This is a genomic window from Aureibacter tunicatorum (assembly GCF_036492635.1).
GTDB lineage: Bacteria > Bacteroidota > Bacteroidia > Cytophagales > Cyclobacteriaceae > Aureibacter > Aureibacter tunicatorum.
The window spans coordinates 4157822-4182372 of record NZ_AP025305.1 but is presented as its reverse complement, the minus strand read 5'-3'; the positions used below and the strand labels follow the sequence as shown (position 1 = coordinate 4182372).

Genomic DNA, 24551 nt, shown 5'->3' with positions numbered 1-24551 from the left:
AAAAACTACGCTTAACCAAAGAAGTATCCCTTGAAGCCAAAGAAAAACAAGAAAAAGAATCTCAGTTTTGACATATATACGAACACCTCGAAAATAAAATGGGGTGCGTTAGGTATCTCGTTGATTATAATTGTAGCGTCAATAATTTACACAGACGTACTTGTGGAAAAGCTCCAACAAAGAGAAAAAAGGCAAATAGAATTGTACGCCAAAGCCTTGGAGTATGCTATGAATGTAAGCGAAGGTGAAAGTTTGCTCTTTCTTACCGAAGAGATCATCACTAGGAATAGCTCTGTGCCTATTATTTGGGCGGACAGCTACGGCAAGCCTTTGGATTCAAAAAATATTTCATTTCGCTCAAACGCTACTGAGTCGGAAAAGGAAGCGATTCTCAAAGAGAGAATCAAATTGATGAAAGAACAGCATAAGCCGATTAAAATTGTCATCACAGATGATAATGGAGTAGAGTACGATTACTCGTATGTCTATTATCAAAATTCGTTTCTACTTACTCAGTTGAAATATTACCCTTATGTTCAGTTAAGTTTTATCGCTTTTTTTGGTTTCTTGGCGTATTTGGCTTTTCACTATAGCAAATTATCTGAGCAAAATAGAGTTTGGATTGGCCTTGCCAAAGAAACGGCGCACCAATTGGGAACTCCATTGTCCTCGTTGATGGCTTGGATTGAGTATTTGAAGATTGACCCTGACTTTAATAATCCAGAGGTGATCACCGAACTGGAGAAAGACACGCATCGACTCGAGATGATTACCAACAGATTCTCAAGTATTGGTTCTGTTCCGACTTTGAAGAAAGAAGATTTAGTGTCTGGAATTAGAGCCAATGTAAGTTATTTGCAAAGAAGAATTTCATCGAAGGTTAAAATAGGCGTTCAGGCTCAACCGGAATTTATCGAAGCCAATATCAATAAGGCCTTGTTTGATTGGGTGATAGAAAATTTATGCAAGAACGCGGTTGACGCCATGGCAGGCATGGGGGAAATTAAGATTAATATTTTCAAAGAAGATGATTCGAAAATTGTCATAGACGTAACTGACAATGGCAAAGGAATTCCTAAGACAAAAGCGGGACAGATTTTTAAGCCGGGCTTTTCCACTAAGCAACGTGGATGGGGATTGGGACTTACTCTTGTCAAGAGAATCGTTGAGCAATATCATAAAGGCAAAATATTCTTGAAGTCCAGCGAAGTTGGAAAAGGCACTACATTTAGAATAATCTTGAAGGGAGAGTAATTTCCATTTAATCTCTTTGTGTCTTTTTTTATTGGGAACGGGTTAATTTAGTATTCTTTTGCTTACTTTAGTAGTATCGCCAACATATTCAAAGCGTAAAAAAAGCCGTTTTGGCGTCAAAAAATTATTTTTTTATTTTCCTTTCAATTCATTTGTAATAAATTAGCATTTAGAAAAAAATATACTTTAGAATAAAATTTTGCTGAAAAAGATCTTAAGCTGAGGTTTTATTGATCATAAGCTTGGCAAAATATAATTAAACTGTTAGCTTTGAGGTCGAAAATGACCATCAATAATATACTTTACTAAACATTTAAAAATGGCAAATATTGGTAAAATAACCCAGGTGATCGGCCCGGTTGTAGACGTAAGTTTCGATGCCGAAGGTGCAAAATTACCTAATATTCTGAACGCGCTAGTTGTAACTAGAGAAGACGGATCTAAATTAGTCCTAGAGGTACAGCAGCACTTAGGTGAAGAGCGTGTCAGAACAATCTCAATGGAGGGAACAGAAGGATTGGTGCGTGGTCTTGAAGCGTTGGATACAGGAGCTGCTATCAAGATGCCTACAGGTAACGACATCAAAGGAAGACTGTTTAATGTAGTTGGTGAAGCAATTGATGGTTTGCCGCAACCAAAGGGAGAGACTGGATTGCCTATCCATAGAAAAGCGCCTGCTTTTGACCAATTGTCATCTTCGACAGAAGTTCTTTACACAGGTATTAAAGTAATCGACTTGCTAGAGCCATACGTAAAAGGTGGTAAAATTGGTTTGTTCGGTGGTGCCGGTGTAGGTAAAACGGTATTGATCATGGAGTTGATCAACAACATTGCGAAAGCTTACGCTGGTTTGTCAGTATTTGCAGGTGTTGGTGAGCGTACTCGTGAAGGTAATGACCTTTTGAGAGAGATGATCGAGTCTGGCGTAATCAAGTACGGTAAAGAATTCGAAGAGTCTATGGAAGAAGGTGGCTGGGATTTGACGAAAGTTGATCAAGCTCAACTTGAGACTTCTCAAGCGACTTTGGTATTCGGTCAGATGAACGAGCCTCCTGGCGCTCGTGCTAGAGTAGCGCTTTCAGGACTTACTGTTGCTGAGTACTTCCGTGATGGCGATGGTTCTGGACAAGGTAGAGATATCCTATTCTTTATTGACAATATCTTCCGTTTTACTCAGGCTGGATCTGAGGTGTCTGCCCTACTAGGACGTATGCCTTCAGCAGTAGGTTACCAACCAACGTTGGCAACTGAGATGGGTGCTATGCAGGAGCGTATTACTTCAACGAAGAGAGGATCAATTACTTCAGTACAGGCTGTATACGTACCTGCCGATGACTTGACTGACCCTGCGCCAGCGACGACTTTCGCCCACTTGGATGCCACTACAGTATTGTCTCGTAAGATTGCTGAGAAAGGTATTTATCCTGCGGTGGATCCATTGGATTCGACTTCAAGAATTTTGAGCGAGGAAGTGCTTGGTGAAGAGCATTATGGAACAGCTCAAAGAGTTAAGGAGATTCTTCAAAGATATAAAGAACTTCAAGATATTATTGCTATCCTTGGTATGGACGAGCTTTCTGAAGAAGATAAGCAGGTTGTGCATAGAGCAAGACGTGTGGAAAGATTCTTGTCTCAACCATTCCACGTAGCAGAGCAGTTTACAGGTATGCAAGGTGTTCTTGTTGATATCAAAGATACTATCAGAGGTTTCAACGAAATCATCGATGGTAAATACGATCACCTTCCAGAAGCGGCTTTCAACTTGGTAGGTACTATCGAGGAAGCGGTAACTAAAGGTGAGAAATTGCTTGCTGAAGCTAAATAAAATTAGTCAAGATTTATAGCCCCGCTCTGCCGGAGAGGGAAGTTAAAATATAAAAGGATATGCATTTAGAGCTTATAACTCCTGATCAGACGGCATTTGACGGAGAGGTGAACTCGGTAACTGTGCCGGGAGCGAAAGGTTCTTTTCAAATATTGAAGAATCACGCGCCTATTGTCAGTGCCTTGAGTAAAGGTTCCCTGATTATCAGTCTGGACGATGGCGAAAAGAAATTTATGGTTGACGGTGGCGTTGTAGAAGTGCTTGACAATCATATAATTGTACTCGCTGAGTCGATTGTCGAATAATATCGAAAATAGTCAATGAGCTAGCAAACAAGTTTAGCTCATTCATAATATTATGAAACCGTGCTTTATGCGCGGTTTTTTTTGAACTATACTTTTATGTCATGGTTTCATAAAATAAAAAACCATGATGGTATCAAGAACATTATTTTATTCATTGGCTTTTTCATTGATGATCTTGGCAAGCTCATGTGGCGAGGTTAATAAGGCTAAGATGGAAGTTGAAGGGAAGCAAATTTCTTCATCAAAGCAAACCAAACAAGATTTCATTTTTCAGATTATCGACAAAAAGACAAAAAGACAGGGTGGTCAGAGAGTCAATATTTTTGTCAAATACAGATATACTCCGACGCAATCTGAACAATCAAAATTTATAGATTATCGAAAAGTAAGGGAAGTGGCTGTCAAGTATATTATGCCTACTGAAAGCCATCCGCAAGAAGATCAGTGGGAGAACCTTTCAAAAGCAATTGCTGAAGAGATTATGATTATGTATAATTTCGACGCAATATCAGTGCAATGGCAAACGCATCCAAACGATCATCCTAAAGGAGAAGCTCTTTACGAGCCGGGTTTTCATGGAGGTGTTTACACAATAGGAGATATCGAACCTTTGTCCTATGAAGGGTTTATCAAAAGACCAGAATGAGTATTTTTAGAAATTTTATTAAGTCGATTGTTTATTTATTCTAACTTGAGCATGTAATGAAATGAAATGAAGTTGACGATTTCATGCTTTTGTTGGGAAATTTATAGTTGTATAATATAGGCTCGTTTTGGTAATAATCTCTTAACGATCCTATTTTTTTTTCTTAAAGTATCGCTTCATAACCATTTTTTGCCTCCATTTTTCTCTGAAGAAGAAAAAGAACATATTTATTTCTTATGTAACATATCAAGTCAAATAGCATGGCTTGAATTCTTAGAGGGCATAGATTTTGCGATAAATTAAATTATTATAGTACAATAATAGCTTTTTATTCCGGGCCATATATTCAATGAGTTAAATAGGCCTTTAATTTTTTAGAGAAAACAATACTGCACATGTCATTAATTAGAAATTTCAGAAAACTTAAAAGCCAAGGTAAAAAATTGGTTGTAGTCACTTCATATGATTATTGGAGTGCTAGGATTATATCAATGACCAACGTTGATGCTGTACTCGTAGGTGACTGTTCAAGCATGGTGATGCATGGACATGAAAATACCTTGTCTACTAGCATTGATCAAATGGTAGCACATACAGAAGCCGTGAAAAAAGGTGTGGGAGACAAGTTTATTATCGCATCTTTCCCATATATGGCTTGCCGCAAGGGCATTTATTATGCGACAGAAACAGCTGAGAAGTTGATCAAGGCTGGAGCTCAGGCGATTAAAATCGAAGGGGCTTTTGGAAATGAAGCGATTATCAATCATCTAGTAGAATCAGGAATTCCAGTAGTTGGGCATATTGGATTGAAGCCTTCTCATCACCATTCTGTCGGAGGGTTCAAGGTACAAGGTAAGCTGGAAATAGATGCAGATAAAATAGTGGAAGAAGGGAAGCTGTTTGAAAAGCTAGGCTGTTTTTCCATAGTCATAGAAGCTGTTCCTCCGCAAGTAGCACAAAGAGTCACAAGCCAAGTATTAATACCAACGATAGGCGTTGGAGCTGGCAAAGATGTTGACGGGCAGGCTTTGGTATTGCAGGATATGCTTGGATTGAGCACAGATTTCAAACCCAAATTTGTGAGGAAGTATTTGGATGGAGCTGGCTTATTTGTCAATGCGCTTAATCAATTCGTAAATGATGTTCACCATGAGGAATTTCCAGCTGACAGAGAAACTTATACAAAGAAAGAGAAGCCAATTTTGTCAGAATTATCTTTAAATTGATCGTATTTAGTGTTCAGGATAAGTTAAAGTTCTGAACATTTTTTTTTATAAAGCTTTCTATATGAGTGGAGTTAGAATATTGGCATAATGCGATCATATATATAGTTGTCATTGTGGTGTATATCGGATTGGCAGCAGGCAAGTTTGGCAAATTAAAACTTGACAGGTCGGGTATTGCTTTGTTGGGTGCGATCGTGTTATTGGCAACTGGCGCATTGACATTGCAGGAAGCTATCAAATCCATTAATTTTCCGTCGCTGATTATATTGTTTGGCTTGATGACGATATCTTCGCATTTGGAGTTGTCAGGTTTTTATCATTTTTTGGCGAAGAGAATTTCATTTCATATAAGAAAGCCATCTCATTTCATTCCGCTTTTAATACTTTCGACGGGGATTTTTTCAGCATTGATCAATAATGATATAGTGTGTATCGCTTTTACGCCTATATTGACTATGGCTTTGATTTCGAAAAAGAAGGAGCCAATACCTTATTTAATAGCTCTTGCCTTGGCAAGTAATATAGGATGTGGGTTGACATTGATCGGTAATGCTCAAAGTGTTGTTATTGGCGAGGTCGCTCACTTAAGCTTTGCAAGGTATAGTTTATGGGCTTTTTTACCGGTATTTTTATCGTTGATTTCATGCGTGTTGATTGTCAAGTATTTGCATAAGCATAGTACAGTAAGACGTAAAACACATTTACTCAAGAAAAGTGAAGTTCAAAAGATTCCTTTCAACAAAAAACAAAGCATAAAAGGAGCTGTGATTGTTTTTTTGTTAGTCTTGGCTTTTCTTTTTGGTTTGCCTCGATATTTGAGCGCATTGGTAGCTTCTGGTTTGATATTGTTGAACCAGGATATTAAGAGCAAAAAGATACTCAATGGAGTTAACTGGCAATTGTTGATCCTGTTTTCCGGCCTATTTATTTTGATGGCTGCTTTGCAGAAAACACATTTTCCGGAACAGGTGTATAGTTGGTTTGAAGGAAAAGGAGTGATATTGGAGAAGCCTTGGATAACTTCATTGTTTACAGGAGTTCTAGGTAACTTTATGAATAATGCCGCAGGGTTTATTTTGATCTTGCAAATTATCGAAATAAAGCAGGTTCTTTCAGGCTATGTGATAGCCTTGTCAAATGCATTTAGCGGCAATTTGTTTTTGACTAGCAGCGTAGCTAATATAATTGTTGCTAACGAAGCAAAGAAGCTCAAAGTCAACATCACTTTTAGAGAATTTTTGAGGTATGGTATACCAGTTACTTTAGCGTCATTTTCTATTTTATTATTTTGGATTTATATAACATCCATGTTTTTATAATAAGCTATTCTAACATGGGACAATGACACTTGCTTAGTTTGATGACTTTTAAAAGGATGTCGATCATTTCCCTTCGGTCAGCATTTGACTCTTTATCGGACATTAAGTCTTCCAAATCATAAAGCTCACTGAATAGTGGTAAAATATAATCTGAATCATGCTCATACGTTTCAAGTCCATATATTCGCATAAACGTATTGAAGGATTGACTTGCTAAATTTGATTTGAATAGTTTAAGCTGTGTATTGTGCAGACGAATCATTTCTAATATTGTTTCTATGCTACTTTCATCGTTTAATTGCCTCTCTAGTCTCTCGCAGAGCAAGGGATAGTAGATATTTAGCCCTTGAAAGCAATCGTCGACTTGAGGAATACTGGAGGAAATAGGAAGTAGATTCAGGTTATGTTCCATTATTTCCGAAAGGATGCACTTAAGACTTTGAAGTGTATCTTTTGGATTGCATGATATTCTTAGAGTATGGGCTCCTTTTGAAATATGAGTTGAGTTTACTTCGTGAAAACTTTGACCCGTTTCAGTACCAAACATTCTGAAAAAATACATTGCTGTTTGAGGAGATTTTAACAATGAAATATGTTCACGCAATAACTCCATGGATTGAGCTTGCAATTCTTTCTCCATGGATGATACTTGCTGAAAGTGTCTGATGAATTCTTCAAACTCTATTGCTCTTTTATATATAGAACTTGGAAACCTGTCGCTTTTTGATCGAATGAATTCAAAAAAAGATGTTTCAAAACTCAATGAAGAAGCCATCATGCTTTCGAAAGCATTCCTGAATTGTCGTGTTCTTAGGTAAACTTGGTTTTCATTCTCCATGCAAATGTAGTCGTTCCCACTTCTTGCAATAACGGCAGCATTGTGCATGTTCCAAGTTATAGGAGAGCTCTCTTGTTGAGAGGCAGCTTTTTGAGATTGAGCTCTTTTGTATTCTTCTTTATAGCTTTCAATACTGGTGAAACCGTTAGGATTGCTTTGTGACATGATATAGGGCATTGTCCTAAGCGCTTCACCCACTTCGGGAATTGCATGTCGATCAACTCCTAGCAAAAGACATCTTTGATCGCTTTCTGCTGGATTCAGTCTCGTATGGTTTGAATATGTTTTTTTGAGATGAAAATTTCTTGAAAACTCTTTTGCTGTAAGCTCTGATGGGTGTCTCATAGCTTCAAAGCATTTAAATACTAAATTGGTGAGAGATTCTTCTTTTGATAAAACACATTCAAGTCCATCTTCTTTACTTGGTCTCCCCATTACAACTGTGATTATATTTTTAGATAATTGTCCCATGATCATTTTTGCATATTGGGCACAGTCTGAGACTTCAGTCATATCTTTGTCAAGTTGATAAAATTCAACTGTTGTTGGGAATGTTACATTAAGAGTGCCATATTGATCTGGAACAGCTAAAGGGTTTTCTCTATCTAAATGAAGTCTGACAGGGGAATTTATCTTTCCTAATTTAGTATTGCTGTTTTCTACTTGTTGTGGACTTGAGAAAAAGCTTCTTGCTTTTGGTCGATCAGCTTCAATGGCCAAATCGCCTTTTTGAGCTACTTTTAGAGTCGGCAATGCAAAGGGCAATGGTTCTTTAATTAATGGTGTAGTATGCTGATGGTTATTAAATGCTTTGGTTTCTCTGACGCATTCTAGCGTTTTAGAGTCAGCTAGCTTATATGTGTCTTTTTCTAGGTAAGGAAAGTCGAGTTTTCGTTTGCGTTTGCTGATAATTCTTTCAAATGAAAATTGTTTTCCAATGGGGTAGTAATTTTCAGGTTCAACTTTGTGGTACAGCTGAATCGGCGGTTGTTTAAATTGCCCTTTTCTAATAGAGCTTTTTCCTTTAGTTTTAAATGTGTCTTTATATTCGAACGAAGTTGACAAATGAAGGTCGTCAGTGATACAGTTTCAACTTTTACATGGATTAAATGTTAATTGACGTTTGCTTACTTTTTTTGAGAACGTGAACTTTCGTATGTTTCAATCCATTGTACCGGAGTTGTTTTTTGGCTTAGTTTAGCGATAATATCGATAGGAATTTGAGCGTTGTTTTTGAAGCGGATACAACTTTTACCCATGTCAGGTTTTTTGTTTAGTGCTTTTGTGTATTCTTCTTGAAACCATTTCAATAATTCAGCATTTGCATATAATCCCATATGATAAAGCCCTATAAAGTTTTTTTGCACACCGATATTTATAAAGGGGAGAGGTAGTTTATTGTTGCAATGATATCCAGGTGGATAAATAGAGTGAGGGATTACGAAGCCAATCATGCCGTAGTTTATGCATTCTTGAAAACCTTGAGGAATATTATTTTTAATTGTTTGATATAATAAAGTAAAATTCTCTTTTTGACTTTCGGGAACTTGACTCAGATAGCCTTTTACAGTATCAGCATTAATTTTCATCTTCAAATTAAGAATTAGTTCACAAGGGGATTATATGAAATACATCATCAAATTATAAAAAGCAAATGGCATATTTATTCCGTGATGCTTTTTTCTTTTCCTGAAGTATATTTGATGACGAGTATTGCTACAATTACTGTCATGTAATACTGTCCAAAGACGATTAGAAGCACTGAAAATGTTCTAGCCATAGGACTGAGAGGGGTAATATCTCCATATCCAATGGTTGTCAATGTTATAAAGCTATAAAAATATATATCTTGAAATTTGTTGAATCCATCATTAAGTCCCGAAAAAGATCCGGGTTCCACAATTTCAATTAGTGAAAAAATAAAGCTCCCTATTGTTCCGAAGAGGAAATATCCACAAAATGATATGACGATAACCTCCATTGAAATCTTGCTTGCGCGATAAATCTCTCTGTAGAGCAAGAAGGCTATGAAGGTGAAAAATATGAAAAGAACAGAGTAGAGGATTATATAGGAGGTTTTTGAAAGGGATGTTTCGACGCTAGGATCTACTTCCTTGAGAGATAAGAAAATAAAGAAAATGAATATTGCTAAACAGAAAATCAGCAATATGGACCTTAAGCCTTTTTTGCTTTTATTGATAAGGTTGATGCTTGCAAGCATTAATGTAATAGTAGCGGCAGCCACCATAATATTGCTTGTCAACAAGTCTTTAGGATGAATGACAATGAAGTTCAATATCAATGCTAGCGTAAGCAACGCAAATCTGTAGTTGTGAAGAAATTCGTAAAAGCTTTTTTTATTCAGTACCATGTCAATCATTGTTCGAACAGTACTAAAACTTATAAATCAATTAATAGTTTGATAGGCTTTGGTTTAGAAAATCAGCAAGCCGATAATTCCGCAGACAAGGATATTTATCAAAGGATGAACCTTGAATTTAGCGCTGACAATGAAGCTGGCAATTGTAATAGCAATGGCAATGAAGTCGGGAGTTTTGTCGATGATGAGCGTATTTTGAGCAATGATAATGCCCGCAAATAAAATCAAGGCTATTGTAATAGGTTTGACACCATAGAAAAAAGCGATTTTCAGGGGATTGTTCTTTAGCTTAGAAAGGATTTTTGCCAAGGCAATAATGATGATAATTGAGGGAGCAGCCAAACCTGCTGTGGCTATGATAGCTCCCGGAATTCCTCCAACTTGAACGCCTATATAAGTGGCGCAGTTTACCGAAATTGCTCCTGGGGTCATTTGAGATATAGATACTATGTTCATGAACTGCTCGGTGCTCATCCAATCGTTAGCGAGCATTTCATGCTCTATAAGTGGAAGCATAGCCAAGCCGCCTCCAAAGCTGAATAGGCCGATCTTAAAAAAAGTGTAGAATAATTTAATGTAAATCATTATTTGATATGCTTTCTAAGTGAGGGAATGAAAAGTTGAACAAGAATGGAGGTTGCTCCGCCAATAATAATCAAGTAAATAGGGTTGACATTGATAGCTACTAATAGAACTAATGAAGCTGCGAATATGAGTACTTGGGGAGCGTTTTTAATGCCGCTTTTTAGCATTCCATATACAGAGTAGCCAATCATGGCAACAACAGCGCATCTTATGCCTTTGAAAGCATTTTGAAGCAACTGGCTCTCAAAGTGCGAAGAGAATATCAGAGCGATAGTTGTTATGATTATCAATGATGGAGTAATTACACCTGCTGTGGCTGTGACTGCGCCTGTTTTGCCTTTGATCCGATAGCCGATAAATGTAGCCGCGTTTATGGCAATAGTTCCGGGAGTCATTTGAGATATGGAAATGATTTCAAGCATATCTTCTTTGGTTAGCCATTTTTTTTTGTTCACCAAAAGATCTTCAAGCAAAGGTATCATGGCATACCCGCCGCCAATAGTCATGGCTCCTAGTTTAAAAAAAGAAATAAATAAGTCGATGAGTTTTTTCATTTCAAATCATTTTTTTCGAATAAAGAACGCCCGGGATCTTTGCTTATATATGTTTATGATTTAATAAATGTTAAAAAACTGTATTGGAAAGAATAGTACTAATGGGGGAAAATGGTTTAGGCAAGGATTAAACCTTGCCTAAGTATTTTTAATGAAGCTTTTTGATGATTTCTTCTATTGTGATTCCTTCAGCTTCTGCTTTGAAGTTTCTTAATAATCTGTGTCTTAACGTCGGAATCGATACGGCTCGAACATCTTCAATGTCAGGAGCGTATTTGCCTGAAAGCAAAGCGTGGCATTTAGCCGCAATGATCAAGCTTTGCGATGCGCGAGGTCCTGCTCCCCATTCGATGTATTTTGAGGTATAGTCATGCACATGAATGCTTTTAGGTCGAGTCTTATTCACAAGCTTCACTGCGTATTCAATGACATTGTCAGCTACAGGAACTCTTCGGATCAAGCTTTGGAAAGCTATTATCTCATCTTTGGAAATGACTTTCGAAACTTTTTTCTCTTCGCCGGAAGTAGTTGATTTGACTATCTCCACTTCTTGCTCATAACTTGGGTAGTCCAAAAGGATATTGAACATGAAGCGGTCAAGTTGGGCTTCTGGTAAAGGATAAGTACCCTCTTGCTCTATTGGGTTTTGTGTCGCTAGGACGAAAAAAGGTTGATCCAACTTGAAATGTTGACCTGCGATTGTTACCGAATGCTCTTGCATGGCTTCCAATAGTGCCGCTTGGGTTTTTGGAGGAGTTCTGTTGATCTCATCGGCAAGCACTATGTTTGCGAAAATAGGACCTTTGACAAATTTGAAATTTCTGTCTTTGTCCAAGGTTTCTGCTCCTAAAATGTCCGAAGGCATCAGGTCTGGCGTGAACTGAATTCTATTGAAGCTAAGGTCCAACACTTCGGAAATCGTTTTGATTAGTAGTGTTTTGGCCAATCCCGGAACACCTACAAGCAGGCTGTGCGAACGGCAAAAAATAGAAGTGATCAGCTCTTTTACGACTTCTTCCTGTCCGATGACAACCTTGGAGATTTCACTGGATAGCTTTTTATATACATCATGCAAATGGTCAGCGGCTTCCACATCCGAGTTGAATGATTTCATAGGTATAGATTTTTATTACAATGTGTGATGAATGCCATAGAATGGCTTTCAAACTCAAATTTCAATCGCTACTTCATTGATACTTCTACTTGAATTTATCCATTGTTTGATTTGCGATAGAATTTATTGAGTTTACATTACATAATATGTTCAAATAATGATTAAACAAAAAGAAATGAGGGATCTTTTTCAGGTAATTTTATCAAAAACGCTTCCAATGAAACTTATTTTATTATAAAAACAAAGAGCTCTCCAATTTACGCATTGGAGAGCTCTTGAATTATTAGGTTTATTTGCTGTTTATAAGCTTATGTCACAGTTGTCATAATCAGGAACAATTTCGATGAAAACGTCCTCTTTGGCTTTTTTAAACCACTTTTCAAGCGCTTCGGCATTTTTAGAATCTAGCGTCGCTTGCTGTATTTTCAAATAATCATCCCTAAGGTTGGCAATATGCGGCTTGAGTTTATTTTTATAGTAAATAATTCTCATGGCTTGCGTGCCGTCAGGCATTTTATACATTACAGGCTTGGATACAGAACCAATTGTCATAGTGTCTATGCTGAAGAAAATCTCAGGGTCAAGATTTTCCACTGATACTAGAGATCCGCCAACAGGATCGCTGAAATATCCACCAGCACCTGCCGTTTGTTGATCGTCAGAGTGTTCTTTAGCCGCTTTGTCAAAACTAACCGAGTCGGTAACTATTTCAGTTCTTAAACTGTCCAAGAATTTAGCCGCATTATTGTAATCATTTGCTTCATAAAGCGGCTTAATTAGGATATGCCTAGCATGGAATTCGTTTCCTCGTCTTTCTAGAAGTTGAATCAAGTGATAACCAAAGTCGGAACGTATAGGGTCGGAAACTTCTCCTTCATCCATAGTCATTGCCGCTCCTTCAAATTCCGGAACGAGCTCACCTCTTTTTCTAAAGCCTAAATCACCACCTGACCTAGCAGAACCTGGGTCTTGAGAATACAATCTAGCCAACTGCTCAAATGATTCGCCAGCCTCGATTCTTTTCTTCAAGTCGTAAAGCTTTTGCTCTACAATTTGGACTTGCTTTTCGTTATAGTCAGGCTTTTTCACAATTTGTCCCACTTCAACCTCAGTAGAGTAATACGGCAAACTGTCTCTAGGTATATTCTTGAAATATTTTCTGATTTCCGCTGGCGTAACAGTGATTCCACCTGTTATCTCGCCTTGCATCGTTTGAATGACCAATTGTTCGTGAACTTGATCTCTAAGCTCCTCTTTAAATTCATTGATGCTTTTTCCGTAGTATTCTTCGATTTTTTCTTCAGAACCGATCTGAGCTACAAAGTAACCCATTCTTCTGTCTAATTCGCCAGTAACTTGAGCGTCGTCAACTACGATTGAGTCAATTTCAGCTTTTACATACATTACTTTATTGATGACCAATCTTTGTAGAATTTGGCATTTAGTCTGTTGGTTGGCGATTTGTCCGCTGCTCACAAAGTCTTGGTATAGAGCCATAACTTCTGATTCGAGGATAATCTGATCATCTACCTTCGCTATAATCCTGTCGGCTACCAGTTGGTCGTCAGACTGGGCGTTAGTAGGGAAATACATGCCTACGCAAATAAGCAGGGCTACGAATATTCTAGAAAATTTCAAATTCATTGTTCTTAATGGCTCTGTTGTAAATTTCTTCTTCCAGATTGCTAATTAGTTGCACCTTTCTCTTGTTGAGGATGATCTTTCTTATTTGATCCTCCACTAATAGCAACGGAGCTATCTGGTCAGTTATTTTATATTCTTTGATTCTGATGAAAAAAATAAATTCATCATTAGATGTTTCCACAAATGTATGCTTTTTTAGGAAATCCACCATGTTTGGCAAGCTTTCCCATGGAGTGTTTTTAACTAACTCAGTAAAATCAATCCAATTTTCGTCTAATGAATAGTTTGTCGCATTAAGGAAACAATAGTTTTTTATGTCTTTTCGATCGTCTTCTTTATTAGACTTTAAGTCTTTTCTAAATTTTTTAAGACTGGGAGCGTCTTTGGGCAATTGCACCAAGTCAGCTTTTACGATGTTTCTATTGAGTTGGAAATTGTCTTTGTTTTGCTCGTAATATTTTTGAACTTCTTCATCTGAAACTTGCGTGTTGAGGTGCATTCGGGAGTATTTTTTTTCATACTCATGCACTAGCAATGCGAATTTGTAATCTTGAAGCTTTTTTTCCAACTCAACTTTGTCTATTCCAACATTGCTTTCCGCTTCGCGCATCATGAGTTGTCTTCGAATCCAAGTATGAATAAATTTATCCAAAATCATCAGGCTGTCTTCGCTTCCTGTTGTCGAGTTCATGATAGTCGATAGCTCTTCTTCGTAAAGATATTTGTCATAAACTCTCGCAAGAGGCTTTTGGCTTGAAAGATTCGCTTCCTTCGAATTGCTTTTGAATTCAACAAATTCGCATGAAGTAAGCATGCCTCCCAATAGGAAGGCAATAGAAAGTTTAAAAGCCGTATTTACTATAAATTTCATTTAAACTGCTATGGTTAATGATGACTGGGTATTGATTGCTCAATTCTTCAATCCAGTTTTTCTCAAGGTGGTTCTGATAATCAACGATGACTTTCCCTTTTATCTTATCAAGAGCTTGCACAGATGAAGGTGAATATTCGTTAATTTTAATGATGTATACTCTATCAGAGCTAGCATGTTGATAAATACCTTCTTTTAACTCGATCGAATCCCACCAGCTAGCCTCGCTTTTGGCGAATGAGCCAGATGTCGCAGTCCAATCTGTAATAGACAAGTTTTTAAGGGATTCGTTTAATTGGGCTTTAGTGGAGTCGAACGCCAGCCCTTTTTCTACTTGAGCTTTGATTTTTTCTAATGTCAAGCTATCAGTCGCTGTGTATACTTCAGCGTTTACTATTTCTCCAGTTTGATATTTGTCAGCGTTCGTTTGATAAAATGACTCTAAACCGACAGTGTCTTTTAGAGCTTTGTTCCAAACTTTTTCTTCCATCAGGCTAAATAGCAAGATGCCGTCATGATATTCTTGAAGCAAGTATTTATAGTCTTCATGCTTGTCTGAAAGGTGGCTTTTCTCATAGCTGAATAGTTTCTCCTTAAGGAAATCCTCATAATATTCAGTGGCTATTTTTTTCTGGGAAAACCCTGAAGCTTTATTGTTCTTAAGATAATCAAGGTAATCTTGATATGTGCTAACTTCTCCATTGATGCTGAATAATGATGCGGCAAGAAGTTGTTGGTTTTGAACGGAATTAGAAAGAGCTTCAAAAGACCCTCTGGTATTTTCATCAGAGGCTAAAACAGTAAGTTTATTTTCTTCTTCTCTTAAATTGTTGTCTTTGGCTAGTTTATCGACAAGGATTTTCTCATTGACTTTGGCTCTGGAAGCATGTCTTACATTTGCCATGATTTTGCTTTCCATCTCTTCATAGCTTGGAAGTTCTTTTTTCCCATCCAGTTTTAAAATATGCCATCCGTACTTGGATTTGATGGGCTCGGATATTTGGCCAACTTCAGTCATGCGGAATGCTTCGTTTTCAAACTCTTCCACCATCTCACCAGATCCAAACCAAGGCAATTCACCTCCACGGTTTTTAGTTCCTCGATCTTCAGAAAATAGCTCACAGAGCTCATTCCAGTCGTCGCCACTTTCAAGAAGATTGTATATTTGATAGATTTTATCATAAGCCAATGCTAATTCTCCTTCTTTCAAGTGCTCAGGAGTCCTGATCATAATATGGGAAGCTTTTACTCTGCCTCTTGCCGGACGTTTGTCATTGACTTTGATAATATGATAACCGAATTTGGTTCTGACAGGCTTGGAGATTTCTCCTTCAGCGGTATTGTATGCCGCTGTTTCAAAAGGGTAGACCATTTTCATGGCAGTGAAATAGCCCAGATTGCCTTTGTTTTGTTTAGCTGAAGGATCTTCAGAATAGATTTCCGCTAAAGTATCAAAGTCCTCTCCATTAAGAGCTCTTTCTCTTAACTCTTCAATTTTTTTCAACACATTTTGCGTATCCATAGAAGAGGCATGTGGCGAAAGCTTTAGTAGAATATGTGAAGCATTTACCTCTTTCAATGTTCTTTGGTATGTTTCTTTAGCCAAAGAATCTGTGATTGAACTTATAGAAAGGTAAGGCTCAGCTAACTGTTCTTCGTATGTTTTGAATTCTGTCAGGAATACATTGGTGGTGTCATATCCAAGTTCTTCGGCTGCTTTTATTTTTAATTTGAACTTGGTGAATAGCTCTATGTATTCATCAAGAGATGCCTTGGTCAGCACTGAGTCTTTGATGGATTGATTTTTTTGATACATGTAAAGAAACTCGCCTTTGGTGACTTTTTCGCCACCTACTGTCATAAGTTCTGACTCTGTATCAAGTTTTTTGCTTTGAGTGCCTGTGTTGCTAATGGAGGCACAGGATGAAAAAAATATAGATAAGCTTAATAATGTGCTGCCTAACCGCATAATATTCAGGATTTTGTCCAACATCTCTAATTTCCGGAAAAAGTCATTTCTCCTAAATACAATAATAGCGATTTATCTTTAAAAAAATGAATTTAAAAGCGATTGATTGGATAGCCTAAATGCAATGAATTGTGTTAATTTTTGCAAAATAGAATTAAAAGGAAGGAGAGACTATCAAGGTATTTTTTTGTATAGACGATATGTGGAGAGTTTGGGCTGGGATTCAAACTCGATTCGATCCATGATTTGCTTTACGATTCTAAGACCAAGGCCGCCTTTTCGCTTTTCACGAATGAGTTGATCTATTGATGGAGCCTCATAGTTTTCAATATTGAAGCTGCAACCTGAGGCGTCATGGATTTCGAAGGTAACACTGCTGTTGTCTTTTGCGAATAGAATATTCAAATCCATTTTTTTGCGGCTGTTGCAACCATAAGAATGGATGATGACATTAGCGCAAACCTCATCCACGGCTAATATCACAGGTTCGATAACATTCTCGCTGATATTATGCTCTTGCATGGAGTTTCTTACGAATGACCTTACCTCTCCAAGCTTCTCTTTCTTACAAGGTATCTTGCATTTATATTCCATCAATATGCCTCTTGGCCTCCGCTTTAGTTGAACAAATATTAATGAGCTGATCTAGACCTAGTATGCTGAAAACGTTTTTCACTTTTTCATTAAGAGAAAAAATTATAAACGGTATGTTTTTGTTATTAAGTTCTTCTATATACGACATGAATACGCCTAAACCCGCGGATGAAATATACTCCAAGTGCTCAAGGTTGACCATGATTGCTTTAGGCTCTTCAGGAATAACTTTTTTGAATGCATCGTCAAGATAAATCGATGAGCTAGCATCAACTTCTCCTTTTACAGCGATTATAGCTGTTCCTTCTTCATGTTCTATAGAAATATCTATCATCCCAAATTGTTTATTGAACTTTTTAAAGCGAATTTAAAAGGCAATTTAACTATTTTAATGAAATTTAACCAATATGGCGGTATAATCGTCATCAGGCATTTGCGCTCCGCAAAAGTCATGAACATCCATTACAACATTGTGCAAAATATCTTGAAGATCTTCATTGACATGTTTCTCAAAACTGTCTTTGAGTCTTTCATAGCCAAATTCCTCAGTGTTGTTTTTTGCTTCTGTCAACCCGTCAGTGTACAAGTAAAGCATGTCTCCAGCACTGTAGCTTACAGTATTCACATATACGAAATCTTCGTACATTGAGTTCCGTAAAATTCCAAGTCCCATTCCTTTGCTTTCATAATAACGAGCGCTCTTTTCTTGGGAGTCATAGTATAAGGTTGGGCAATGACCGGCTCTTGAGAAGCTGATGGTATTGCTTTCCGTATCAATTACATAATATGAGGCAGTGATGAACGATGCTCTGTCAAGGCATCGGCTTAATGCTTTGTTGGCATTGTTCATAAAGTCCTTAGGACACATGTCGAGTTGGGCAAGCGATTGAAAAACTCCTTTCATCTCAGCCATATGAAATGCCGCTGATGTTCCTTTACCGGATACATCCCCAATAATCAAAGCCCATTTGTTGTCGGATATTTGGAAAGTGTCATAATAATCTCCTCCAACATCCGCAGCGGCTTTAGAATATGCTTTTATAGTAAGTTTGTCATTGTCGACCAGCTTTGTCGGCAAAAGGCTGTCATGGACTCTTTTGGCGATTTTTAGCTCTTCTTTATATCTTTCGTTTGCGATAGCTTCATGAATCAGTCTGTAGTTTTCCACAGAGATACTAGCTTGATCAGCGAAAGCTTTGACGATATCCAACATTTCACGATTAAAACCATCTGATACATCTTTGATCAGGTAAAGGGTAGCTATATGTTGCTGTTGCATAACTACAGGATATACCAAAAGCGACTTGAAAGTGTGATGGTCGATAGAAGCCATATATCGATTTGGCTTTAACGATGAAGGACTGCTTGAAAATAAATCTTGAATGCCTTCCTTATCGAATTTATTCTGCAAATCTGTGATTTCAGGCGCGTTGATTTCATAGGTGAAGATCTTGTTAAGTGCGCCATCTTCATCATAAGTTTCAATCCAAGCAGCGGCAGCCAAGACTGCCGATACAGAGCTGTCAAGCAGAATATCGTAGATTTCCTCTTCGTTTTTGCCTGCGTTTCTTGTTTGGCTTAACCTGTTGAAATTGACAACCTCGGCTAGTTTTTGCTCGAAAACAGAAGTCGTAGGCAGGTTGAATAGGATTACTAGCAAGGCAAAAAGCGCGTAAATAAAAGTAAATGAAGATAAGGTAACAAGGCCTACATTGCCGAAAATAGTGACATGCATGAATGTTTCGTAATCCGCACCTAAATCAATCATGTAAACGAAGAAATAGAGCTGATAGATAATAATTAAAAGTATCAGCAATATCCCTCTCCATTTTTGTTTGTAATCCAAATAAGCAACCCATTTTAAATTAGCTGACAGTACTAATGCAACAATAAAAAGGGCCGTAATCAATAGATAAAAAATAGGAGAGAACTCTATCCATTTGATAAACACTAAGAATAAGCTTATGAATAAACTGTATTCGAAAAAATACCAAAGCCGTATTAACTTTTTAGTTTTTTGGTAAAGAATAAGCTTTTTCCAGACGATAAAAGTGCTTATCTGGAATATTATAATAAAACCAATATTGGTGTAATATAGAAAGGTCAGGAACAGTTCGTTGTTGGAGAGTATTGAATTGCCCAAGAAGAACATGAATGCTTTAATAAGCAAAGAGGCGACAGTCGATGTGAGACCAGTGACAAATACGCGCCATAGCAAATCTATAATATTGATGCCTTCAACTCTATTGATATTGAATCTGAAGAATAAATAAACAAAGAATATGAAGAAGGCTAGAAAAGCATTAGGCAATTGATCGCTGATGCCGGAGTGGGCGTTTGTCTTATTGCTAAATACGATTAATAAATCAGAGAAAAGCATAGCCATCCAGGCAGTACTGCCCATTATTGCACTGAACCTAATCAAATATTTTTCGGATAGCATAAGCGTTCAATCATCTTAAAAAATCAAAGCAAATCTAGCAAATTTGAGCTCATATTTCGAATATGAATCAAAAATATTCAAAATCTACTCAGATTATTAGGAATATGAAACACAAAAGCCGCTTTTTAGGCGGCTTTTGATATGCAATTATATTTTGGATCTACTGATTATCTTGAGTAGTTAGGCGCTTCTCTTGTGATAGTAACATCATGTGGATGACTTTCCAAGAATCCCGCGCTAGTGATTTTTACAAATTTGGCTTCTTGCAATGCAGGGATTGTTTGCGATCCGCAGTATCCCATACCAGCTTTAAGTCCTCCTTCCAATTGGTAAAGAACTTCTTCTACGCGACCTTTGTAAGGAACTCTTCCTGAGATGCCTTCTGGAACAAGTTTTTTAACGTCGTCTTCAGCATCTTGGAAATATCTATCTTTAGAGCCTTTTTCCATTGCCTCCAAAGATCCCATTCCTCTATACGTTTTGAATTTACGACCTTCGTAAATGATCATCTCGCCAGGAGCTTCTTCCGTACCCGCCAGCATAGAACCGATCATGACAGTATGTGCTCCGCCAGCGATGGCTTTGCAGATATCACCAGAAAATCTAACGCCACCGTCAGCGATTACAGGAACACCTGAACCTTTGATCGCGTCAGCGCACTCCACCACAGCCGAAAGCTGAGGCATTCCAACACCTGCGATTACACGTGTAGTACAGATACTACCTGGCCCTACGCCTACTTTTACCGCGTCAGCTCCTGCATCCACCAAAGCTTTTGCTGCGGCTCCTGTAGCAATATTACCTACAATCACGTCCAAGTCAGGGAATTTCGCTTTTACGCTTTTTAGCGCATCGATAACCCCTTTGGAGTGTCCGTGAGCAGTGTCAACTGAGATTACGTCCACGCCAGCTTTTTTTAGCGCTTCAACTCTCTCCATCAAGTCAGCAGTCACACCTACAGCAGCTCCTACACGCAATCTTCCGAACTCGTCTTTGCTAGCGTTTGGCTTGTCTTTTTTCTTTAGAATGTCTTTGTATGTTACAAGGCCTTTAAGAGTGCTTTCTTCGTCAATGATAGGCAATTTTTCTATTTTATGCTCTTGAAGAATTTCTTCAGCTTCTTCCAAAGTAATGCCTACATGAGATGTGATAAGATTCTCTGTAGTCATTACATCTACTACTGGCAAATTGATGTCTTTAACAAATCTCAAGTCACGATTGGTAACGATACCTTGAAGTTTGTTTGCTTCATTGACAACAGGAATACCTCCAATTTTGTATTCTCTCATCAAGGCTAAGGCATCCTTTACTTTAGAGTCGATTAGTAATGTTACTGGATCGAGGATCATTCCGCTTTGAGACCTTTTTACCTTGCGCACTTGCTTGGCTTGGGCCTCTATGCTCATGTTTTTGTGGATAATTCCAATACCTCCAAGCAATGCCATGGAAATAGCCAATTCGGCTTCGGTAACTGTATCCATAGCGGCGGATACTAATGGCAAATTAAGAGTGATGTTTCTTGTTAGATAAGATTTTGTGCTCGTCTCGCGAGGAAGAACCTCTGAATATGAAGGCACTAATAGCACATCATCGTATGTGAGTGCTTCGAAAAGAAATTTTGAATTGTCCAGTGACATAGCAAATAAAATCTAGGTTTCCTGTTTCTTACTTGCAGGACAAAACTAGTTATATTTTACAGATAATACAATAAAAAATGATCGCTATTAAACAGTAAAATTTTAGAATTCTATAAAAAATATCGTGAATTCTTAGGAAAAGCTGGTTTTTGAGCCAAAATCATTGCTTGATCCCTATTGATAGTAAAAGAAAGCGCGGTGACTTTTGTAAAATCATATTCTTCATTTGGCTTTCATGCCTTTTGCATGCTATCTTTAAATTTTCACTTTCTCTAGGAGTGAATTTAGTCTAATTGAAAATATAATTGTGTTGATATGTTTGTATATGACCATCACTTGAGAGTAAGGTATGCTGAAACCGATCAAATGAGCTATGTGTATTATGGCAATTATGCCATGTACTATGATATTGCTAGAACGGAAGCTTTGAGATCTCTTGGAATAAGCTATAAGGAGTTAGAAGATAATGGAGTTATGCTTCCAGTATTGGAAAATTACTCAAAGTATATCAAGCCTGCCAAATACGACGATGTATTGCTTATCAAAGTTATATTGAAAGAGCTTCCCGGGATCAAAATAAGATTTGAATATGAGCTGTACAGAGAGGAGAATATTTTGATAAACAAAGGTTTTAGTACCTTGGTATTTGTTGATATGGAAACAGGAAGGCCAATGAAAGCTCCTGAGTCTGTAATAGAGAGGTTTATGCAAAATTTCAACGTGGAAGCTTCTGAGGAGGAAAATAATCTTTAAAAATAATCTGCAAATGTTTTGAGATTTAAAAAAGGACTCCTACATTTGCAGTCCCTTAAGAAAACAGAGAGTTGGCAGAGTGGTCGAATGCGGTGGTCTTGAAAACCATTGTACCGCGAGGTACCGGGGGTTCGAATCCCTCACTCTCTACATCTTGAAAATATTTAAAGCCTTATAGACTCAGAGAGTTGGCAGAGTGGTCGAATGCGGTGGTCTTGAAAACCATTGTACCGCGAGGTACCGGGGGTTCGAATCCCTCACTCTCTACACTTGAAATATTATAAGGCTTTGGACCCAGAGAGTTGGCAGAGTGGTCGAATGCGGTGGTCTTGAAAACCATTGTACCGCGAGGTACCGGGGGTTCGAATCCCTCACTCTCTACTTTTTTAAACTATTCATATCTTAAACTTCTAGCAACATTTTCTTAATTCGATTCTCTTTTTCTAATAGAGAGTTATTTATAATATTATCCTTCGCTTTGTCGTTCTTTTTGGAGAATTCTGACAAATCAGATTTTGGACTAAATAGATTAAATAACGAACATTTACACGATCGATGAGAAAGTTAATTGCCGTAATGTTTCTTTGCGTTGTAAGCTTTACAGCGTATTCCTGGGGAACTACGGGACACAGAGTAGTTGGAGAAATCGCTCAAAATCATTTGAGTAAAAAAGCCGAAAAAAGTATTAAGAAAATTCTTGGCGATGAAACACTTGCTGAGATATCAAATTGGATGGATTTTGTGAAATCCGACGATTCGTATGACCACACGCATTGTTGGCACTATGTCAATTTGCCTGATGGAGTGACTTATGAAAATTCTGAGAAAAACCCTTGTGGGGATATAATCAAGGCGATTGACGACCATGTTGAATTATTAAAATCTCCTTCAAGCACTAAAGAAGAAAAAGTATTCGCGTTGAAAGTTTTGACTCACTTGGTTGGAGACTTGCATCAGCCATTGCATGCAGGAAGAAAGGATGACCTTGGAGGAAATAAAGTAAAAGTGAAATGGATGTACAAGTCATCTAATCTGCATAGAGTTTGGGATAGTGGATTGATTGATTTGCAAGGTTACAGCTATACAGAATATTCAAATATTTTAAATCGTATAGGTAAAGAAGATGTTGTGAAACTGCAAAACTCAACACCTTTGGACTGGTTGAATGAAGGTGTGGCTTTAAGAGATCAGATTTATGATTTTGAAGGAGAAAAGCTAGGCTATGAATACAATTATAAAAATATTGGAACAGTAGAAGAGAGGTTGCTTAGTGGCGGAGTCAGGCTTGCAGGCTTGTTGAACAGTATTTTTGAATAATTTATAGAATACAAGGTTAAAAATAAAAAGCGACATTAAGTCGCTTTTTTTATGCTGATGCTTCTATTTCTTCTGGAATAATTGTTTTCTCATCAGAGACTTTGTCGATGACCATTGCTATTGCTCCGTCTCCTGTGACATTGGTCGCTGTGCCGAAGCTGTCCTGTGCGAAGTGTATGGCGATCATTAGTCCGATTTGGTGACTTCCAAAGCCTAACATACTCTCTAATAAACCTAAAGCGGCCATAACCCCACCTCCAGGGATACCAGGCGCGGCGACCATCGTGATACCTAACATTAAAATGAAAGGAAGTATCATGCTGAGTTCTGGAATAGTTCCGCTCATCATCATAATCGCCATAGAAGATATGACAAGTGTTATTGTGTCACCTGCTAGGTGTATTGTTGCGCAAAGAGGGACAACAAAGTCAGCTACATCTTTCTTGATGCCGTTTTTTTCAACTTGTTGAAGAGTGACAGGTATAGTAGCCGCTGAAGATTGTGTGCCTAATGCTGTGAAATAGGCGGGAAGCATATTTCTGAATGAAGTTAATGGATTCTTTCTGCTTAGAGATCCCGCAATTAGGTATTGAATAGCTATATATACAAGCTGTAGCAATATAATAGCTCCATAAATGACAGAGAAGGATGAAATAATATCAACGATTTCACCACTAGCGGCTAGTTTGGCGAAAATTCCTGCGATATGTATTGGAATAAAAGGAATGAGTACATTCTTTACGACCTTGATGATGATTTCTTGAAAATCTTTAGCAACATCCAATAAGGCTTTTCCTTTGATTTGCGCCATGCCAAGACCTAAAATAAATGCTGTGACTAAGGCGGACATTACGCCCATTACAGGATCCATTTGGATATTGAAAAATGGCTCGATTGACTTGCCGTTTTGCTCAGTGAAGTCTACTACGGAAATGAAGTTTGGTAAAATCGCTTTTCCGGCGATGAATGCGAGTATTCCAGCAAATACTGAAGACGCGTAAGCGATTATCGCTGTGATGCCAAGAAGTTTTCCTGCTTTTTTTCCCAAATCGGCAATCCCGGGAGCAACAAAGGCTATAATGATTAATGGGACAATGAAGGCTAGAAAATTGCCAAAAATCCCACTGAATGTGCTTAGCAATCTTACGATCAAATAATAATCGTACATATTGGAAAAATATCCAATTATTGCTCCTGTTGTTATACCCAAAATCAGTTTGGGCAGCAACCCTATCTTTCTCATAAACTTATTTTTTCACTCTGGAATCAGTTTCGTT

The 24551-nt window shown here is 37.7% G+C and carries 22 protein-coding genes and 3 tRNA genes; 11 read left to right on the top strand and 14 right to left on the bottom strand.

Translation table 11 applies throughout. The annotated features are described in order from the left end of the window. Positions 1-30 precede the first annotated feature (30 nt). The 6 genes from AABK36_RS17535 to AABK36_RS17510 all read left to right on the top strand — a co-directional run bounded on the left by AABK36_RS17535 (position 31) and on the right by AABK36_RS17510 (position 6575). Positions 31-1254, top strand: a complete 1224-nt coding sequence (locus AABK36_RS17535) for a sensor histidine kinase (RefSeq protein ID WP_309939965.1) — start codon at positions 31-33, stop codon at positions 1252-1254. 319 nt (positions 1255-1573) lie between these two features. Next, positions 1574-3079 (top strand): F0F1 ATP synthase subunit beta, encoded by a 1506-nt coding sequence (gene atpD, locus AABK36_RS17530; protein ID WP_309939966.1) that lies wholly within the window; start codon positions 1574-1576, stop codon positions 3077-3079. Positions 3080-3138: 59 nt separating this feature from the next. Then, positions 3139-3384 (top strand): ATP synthase F1 subunit epsilon, encoded by a 246-nt coding sequence (gene atpC / locus AABK36_RS17525; protein ID WP_309939967.1) that lies wholly within the window; start codon positions 3139-3141, stop codon positions 3382-3384. A gap of 124 nt (positions 3385-3508) precedes the next feature. Continuing rightward, positions 3509-4030 carry a hypothetical protein gene (locus AABK36_RS17520; RefSeq protein WP_309939968.1) on the top strand — a complete coding sequence of 174 codons (522 nt, stop codon included), beginning with the start codon at positions 3509-3511 and terminating at the stop codon, positions 4028-4030. Between the two features lie 395 nt (positions 4031-4425). Further along, positions 4426-5256, top strand: coding sequence for a 3-methyl-2-oxobutanoate hydroxymethyltransferase (gene panB / locus AABK36_RS17515; protein ID WP_309939971.1), 831 nt, complete (start codon positions 4426-4428; stop codon positions 5254-5256). A 65-nt stretch (positions 5257-5321) separates the two neighbouring features. Continuing rightward, positions 5322-6575, top strand: a complete 1254-nt coding sequence (locus AABK36_RS17510) for an ArsB/NhaD family transporter (RefSeq protein WP_309939972.1) — start codon at positions 5322-5324, stop codon at positions 6573-6575. Positions 6576-6579: 4 nt separating this feature from the next. Here the strand turns inward: AABK36_RS17510 and AABK36_RS17505 are convergent, their stop codons facing one another. The 13 genes from AABK36_RS17505 to guaB form a co-directional block, all read right to left on the bottom strand. Beyond that, positions 6580-8478, bottom strand: coding sequence for a hypothetical protein (locus tag AABK36_RS17505; protein ID WP_309939974.1), 1899 nt, complete (start codon positions 8476-8478; stop codon positions 6580-6582). Between the two features lie 62 nt (positions 8479-8540). After that, positions 8541-9002, bottom strand: coding sequence for a DUF1801 domain-containing protein (locus tag AABK36_RS17500; protein WP_309939976.1), 462 nt, complete (start codon positions 9000-9002; stop codon positions 8541-8543). A gap of 74 nt (positions 9003-9076) precedes the next feature. Then, entirely contained in the window at positions 9077-9784 is a 708-nt protein-coding gene (locus AABK36_RS17495; RefSeq protein WP_309939978.1) for an ion channel, read from the bottom strand. A 63-nt stretch (positions 9785-9847) separates the two neighbouring features. Further along, entirely contained in the window at positions 9848-10378 is a 531-nt protein-coding gene (locus AABK36_RS17490; RefSeq protein WP_309939979.1) for a chromate transporter, read from the bottom strand. Next, the gene (locus AABK36_RS17485; RefSeq protein ID WP_309939981.1) at positions 10378-10932 is read right to left on the bottom strand and encodes a chromate transporter; all 555 of its coding nucleotides are present in this window, start codon (positions 10930-10932) and stop codon (positions 10378-10380) included. Before AABK36_RS17485 ends, AABK36_RS17490 begins: the two co-directional genes overlap by 1 nt. Positions 10933-11080: 148 nt before the next feature. Then, positions 11081-12046, bottom strand: a complete 966-nt coding sequence (locus AABK36_RS17480) for an AAA family ATPase (protein ID WP_309939983.1) — start codon at positions 12044-12046, stop codon at positions 11081-11083. Between the two features lie 300 nt (positions 12047-12346). Continuing rightward, entirely contained in the window at positions 12347-13690 is a 1344-nt protein-coding gene (locus tag AABK36_RS17475; protein ID WP_309939985.1) for a peptidylprolyl isomerase, read from the bottom strand. Beyond that, positions 13671-14561, bottom strand: a complete 891-nt coding sequence (locus tag AABK36_RS17470) for a peptidylprolyl isomerase (protein WP_309939987.1) — start codon at positions 14559-14561, stop codon at positions 13671-13673. The genes AABK36_RS17475 and AABK36_RS17470 overlap by 20 nt, the downstream gene beginning before the upstream one ends. Continuing rightward, positions 14533-16530 carry a peptidylprolyl isomerase gene (locus tag AABK36_RS17465; protein WP_309939988.1) on the bottom strand — a complete coding sequence of 666 codons (1998 nt, stop codon included), beginning with the start codon at positions 16528-16530 and terminating at the stop codon, positions 14533-14535. Before AABK36_RS17465 ends, AABK36_RS17470 begins: the two co-directional genes overlap by 29 nt. Before the next feature lie 174 nt (positions 16531-16704). Then, entirely contained in the window at positions 16705-17124 is a 420-nt protein-coding gene (locus AABK36_RS17460; protein WP_309939989.1) for an ATP-binding protein, read from the bottom strand. Beyond that, positions 17114-17458 (bottom strand): STAS domain-containing protein, encoded by a 345-nt coding sequence (locus AABK36_RS17455; protein WP_309939990.1) that lies wholly within the window; start codon positions 17456-17458, stop codon positions 17114-17116. The genes AABK36_RS17460 and AABK36_RS17455 overlap by 11 nt, the downstream gene beginning before the upstream one ends. 54 nt (positions 17459-17512) lie before the next feature. After that, positions 17513-19528 carry a GAF domain-containing SpoIIE family protein phosphatase gene (locus AABK36_RS17450; RefSeq protein ID WP_309939991.1) on the bottom strand — a complete coding sequence of 672 codons (2016 nt, stop codon included), beginning with the start codon at positions 19526-19528 and terminating at the stop codon, positions 17513-17515. A 206-nt stretch (positions 19529-19734) separates the two neighbouring features. Beyond that, positions 19735-21204, bottom strand: a complete 1470-nt coding sequence (gene guaB / locus AABK36_RS17445) for an IMP dehydrogenase (protein WP_309939992.1) — start codon at positions 21202-21204, stop codon at positions 19735-19737. 315 nt (positions 21205-21519) lie between these two features. On the opposite strand from guaB, the gene AABK36_RS17440 reads away from it, so the two are divergent. From AABK36_RS17440 to AABK36_RS17420, 5 genes are all read left to right on the top strand, one after another. Beyond that, positions 21520-21957 carry an acyl-CoA thioesterase gene (locus tag AABK36_RS17440; protein ID WP_309939994.1) on the top strand — a complete coding sequence of 146 codons (438 nt, stop codon included), beginning with the start codon at positions 21520-21522 and terminating at the stop codon, positions 21955-21957. 65 nt (positions 21958-22022) lie between these two features. Then, a tRNA-Ser gene (locus AABK36_RS17435) sits at positions 22023-22107 on the top strand. A gap of 32 nt (positions 22108-22139) precedes the next feature. After that, positions 22140-22224: transfer RNA gene (locus tag AABK36_RS17430), tRNA-Ser, on the top strand. Positions 22225-22253: 29 nt separating this feature from the next. Beyond that, positions 22254-22338 (top strand) — tRNA-Ser (locus AABK36_RS17425). Positions 22339-22512: 174 nt separating this feature from the next. After that, complete coding sequence (locus AABK36_RS17420) at positions 22513-23274, top strand: S1/P1 nuclease (protein WP_309939995.1); 762 nt, start codon at positions 22513-22515, stop codon at positions 23272-23274. Between the two features lie 49 nt (positions 23275-23323). Here AABK36_RS17420 and AABK36_RS17415 read toward each other — a convergent pair whose 3' ends face one another. Further along, positions 23324-24517, bottom strand: a complete 1194-nt coding sequence (locus AABK36_RS17415) for a dicarboxylate/amino acid:cation symporter (RefSeq protein WP_309939996.1) — start codon at positions 24515-24517, stop codon at positions 23324-23326. Between the last annotated feature and the right edge of the window lie 34 nt (positions 24518-24551).

Excerpts from the sequence above, each read along its gene's own strand:
- atpD (WP_309939966.1), top strand. The coding sequence starts at position 1,574 with ATGGCAAATATTGGTAAAATAACCCAGGTGATCGGCCCGGTTGTAGAC.
- atpC (WP_309939967.1), top strand. The coding sequence starts at position 3,139 with ATGCATTTAGAGCTTATAACTCCTGATCAGACGGCATTTGACGGAGAG.
- AABK36_RS17520 (WP_309939968.1), top strand. The coding sequence starts at position 3,509 with ATGATGGTATCAAGAACATTATTTTATTCATTGGCTTTTTCATTGATG.
- panB (WP_309939971.1), top strand. The coding sequence starts at position 4,426 with ATGTCATTAATTAGAAATTTCAGAAAACTTAAAAGCCAAGGTAAAAAA.
- AABK36_RS17500 (WP_309939976.1), bottom strand. The coding sequence starts at position 9,002 with ATGAAAATTAATGCTGATACTGTAAAAGGCTATCTGAGTCAAGTTCCC.
- AABK36_RS17495 (WP_309939978.1), bottom strand. The coding sequence starts at position 9,784 with ATGGTACTGAATAAAAAAAGCTTTTACGAATTTCTTCACAACTACAGA.
- AABK36_RS17490 (WP_309939979.1), bottom strand. The coding sequence starts at position 10,378 with ATGATTTACATTAAATTATTCTACACTTTTTTTAAGATCGGCCTATTC.
- AABK36_RS17485 (WP_309939981.1), bottom strand. The coding sequence starts at position 10,932 with ATGAAAAAACTCATCGACTTATTTATTTCTTTTTTTAAACTAGGAGCC.
- AABK36_RS17480 (WP_309939983.1), bottom strand. The coding sequence starts at position 12,046 with ATGAAATCATTCAACTCGGATGTGGAAGCCGCTGACCATTTGCATGAT.
- AABK36_RS17475 (WP_309939985.1), bottom strand. The coding sequence starts at position 13,690 with ATGAATTTGAAATTTTCTAGAATATTCGTAGCCCTGCTTATTTGCGTA.
- AABK36_RS17470 (WP_309939987.1), bottom strand. The coding sequence starts at position 14,561 with ATGAAATTTATAGTAAATACGGCTTTTAAACTTTCTATTGCCTTCCTA.
- AABK36_RS17465 (WP_309939988.1), bottom strand. The coding sequence starts at position 16,530 with ATGCGGTTAGGCAGCACATTATTAAGCTTATCTATATTTTTTTCATCC.
- AABK36_RS17460 (WP_309939989.1), bottom strand. The coding sequence starts at position 17,124 with ATGGAATATAAATGCAAGATACCTTGTAAGAAAGAGAAGCTTGGAGAG.
- AABK36_RS17455 (WP_309939990.1), bottom strand. The coding sequence starts at position 17,458 with ATGATAGATATTTCTATAGAACATGAAGAAGGAACAGCTATAATCGCT.
- AABK36_RS17450 (WP_309939991.1), bottom strand. The coding sequence starts at position 19,528 with ATGGGCAGTACTGCCTGGATGGCTATGCTTTTCTCTGATTTATTAATC.
- guaB (WP_309939992.1), bottom strand. The coding sequence starts at position 21,204 with ATGTCACTGGACAATTCAAAATTTCTTTTCGAAGCACTCACATACGAT.
- AABK36_RS17440 (WP_309939994.1), top strand. The coding sequence starts at position 21,520 with ATGTTTGTATATGACCATCACTTGAGAGTAAGGTATGCTGAAACCGAT.
- AABK36_RS17420 (WP_309939995.1), top strand. The coding sequence starts at position 22,513 with ATGAGAAAGTTAATTGCCGTAATGTTTCTTTGCGTTGTAAGCTTTACA.
- AABK36_RS17415 (WP_309939996.1), bottom strand. The coding sequence starts at position 24,517 with ATGAGAAAGATAGGGTTGCTGCCCAAACTGATTTTGGGTATAACAACA.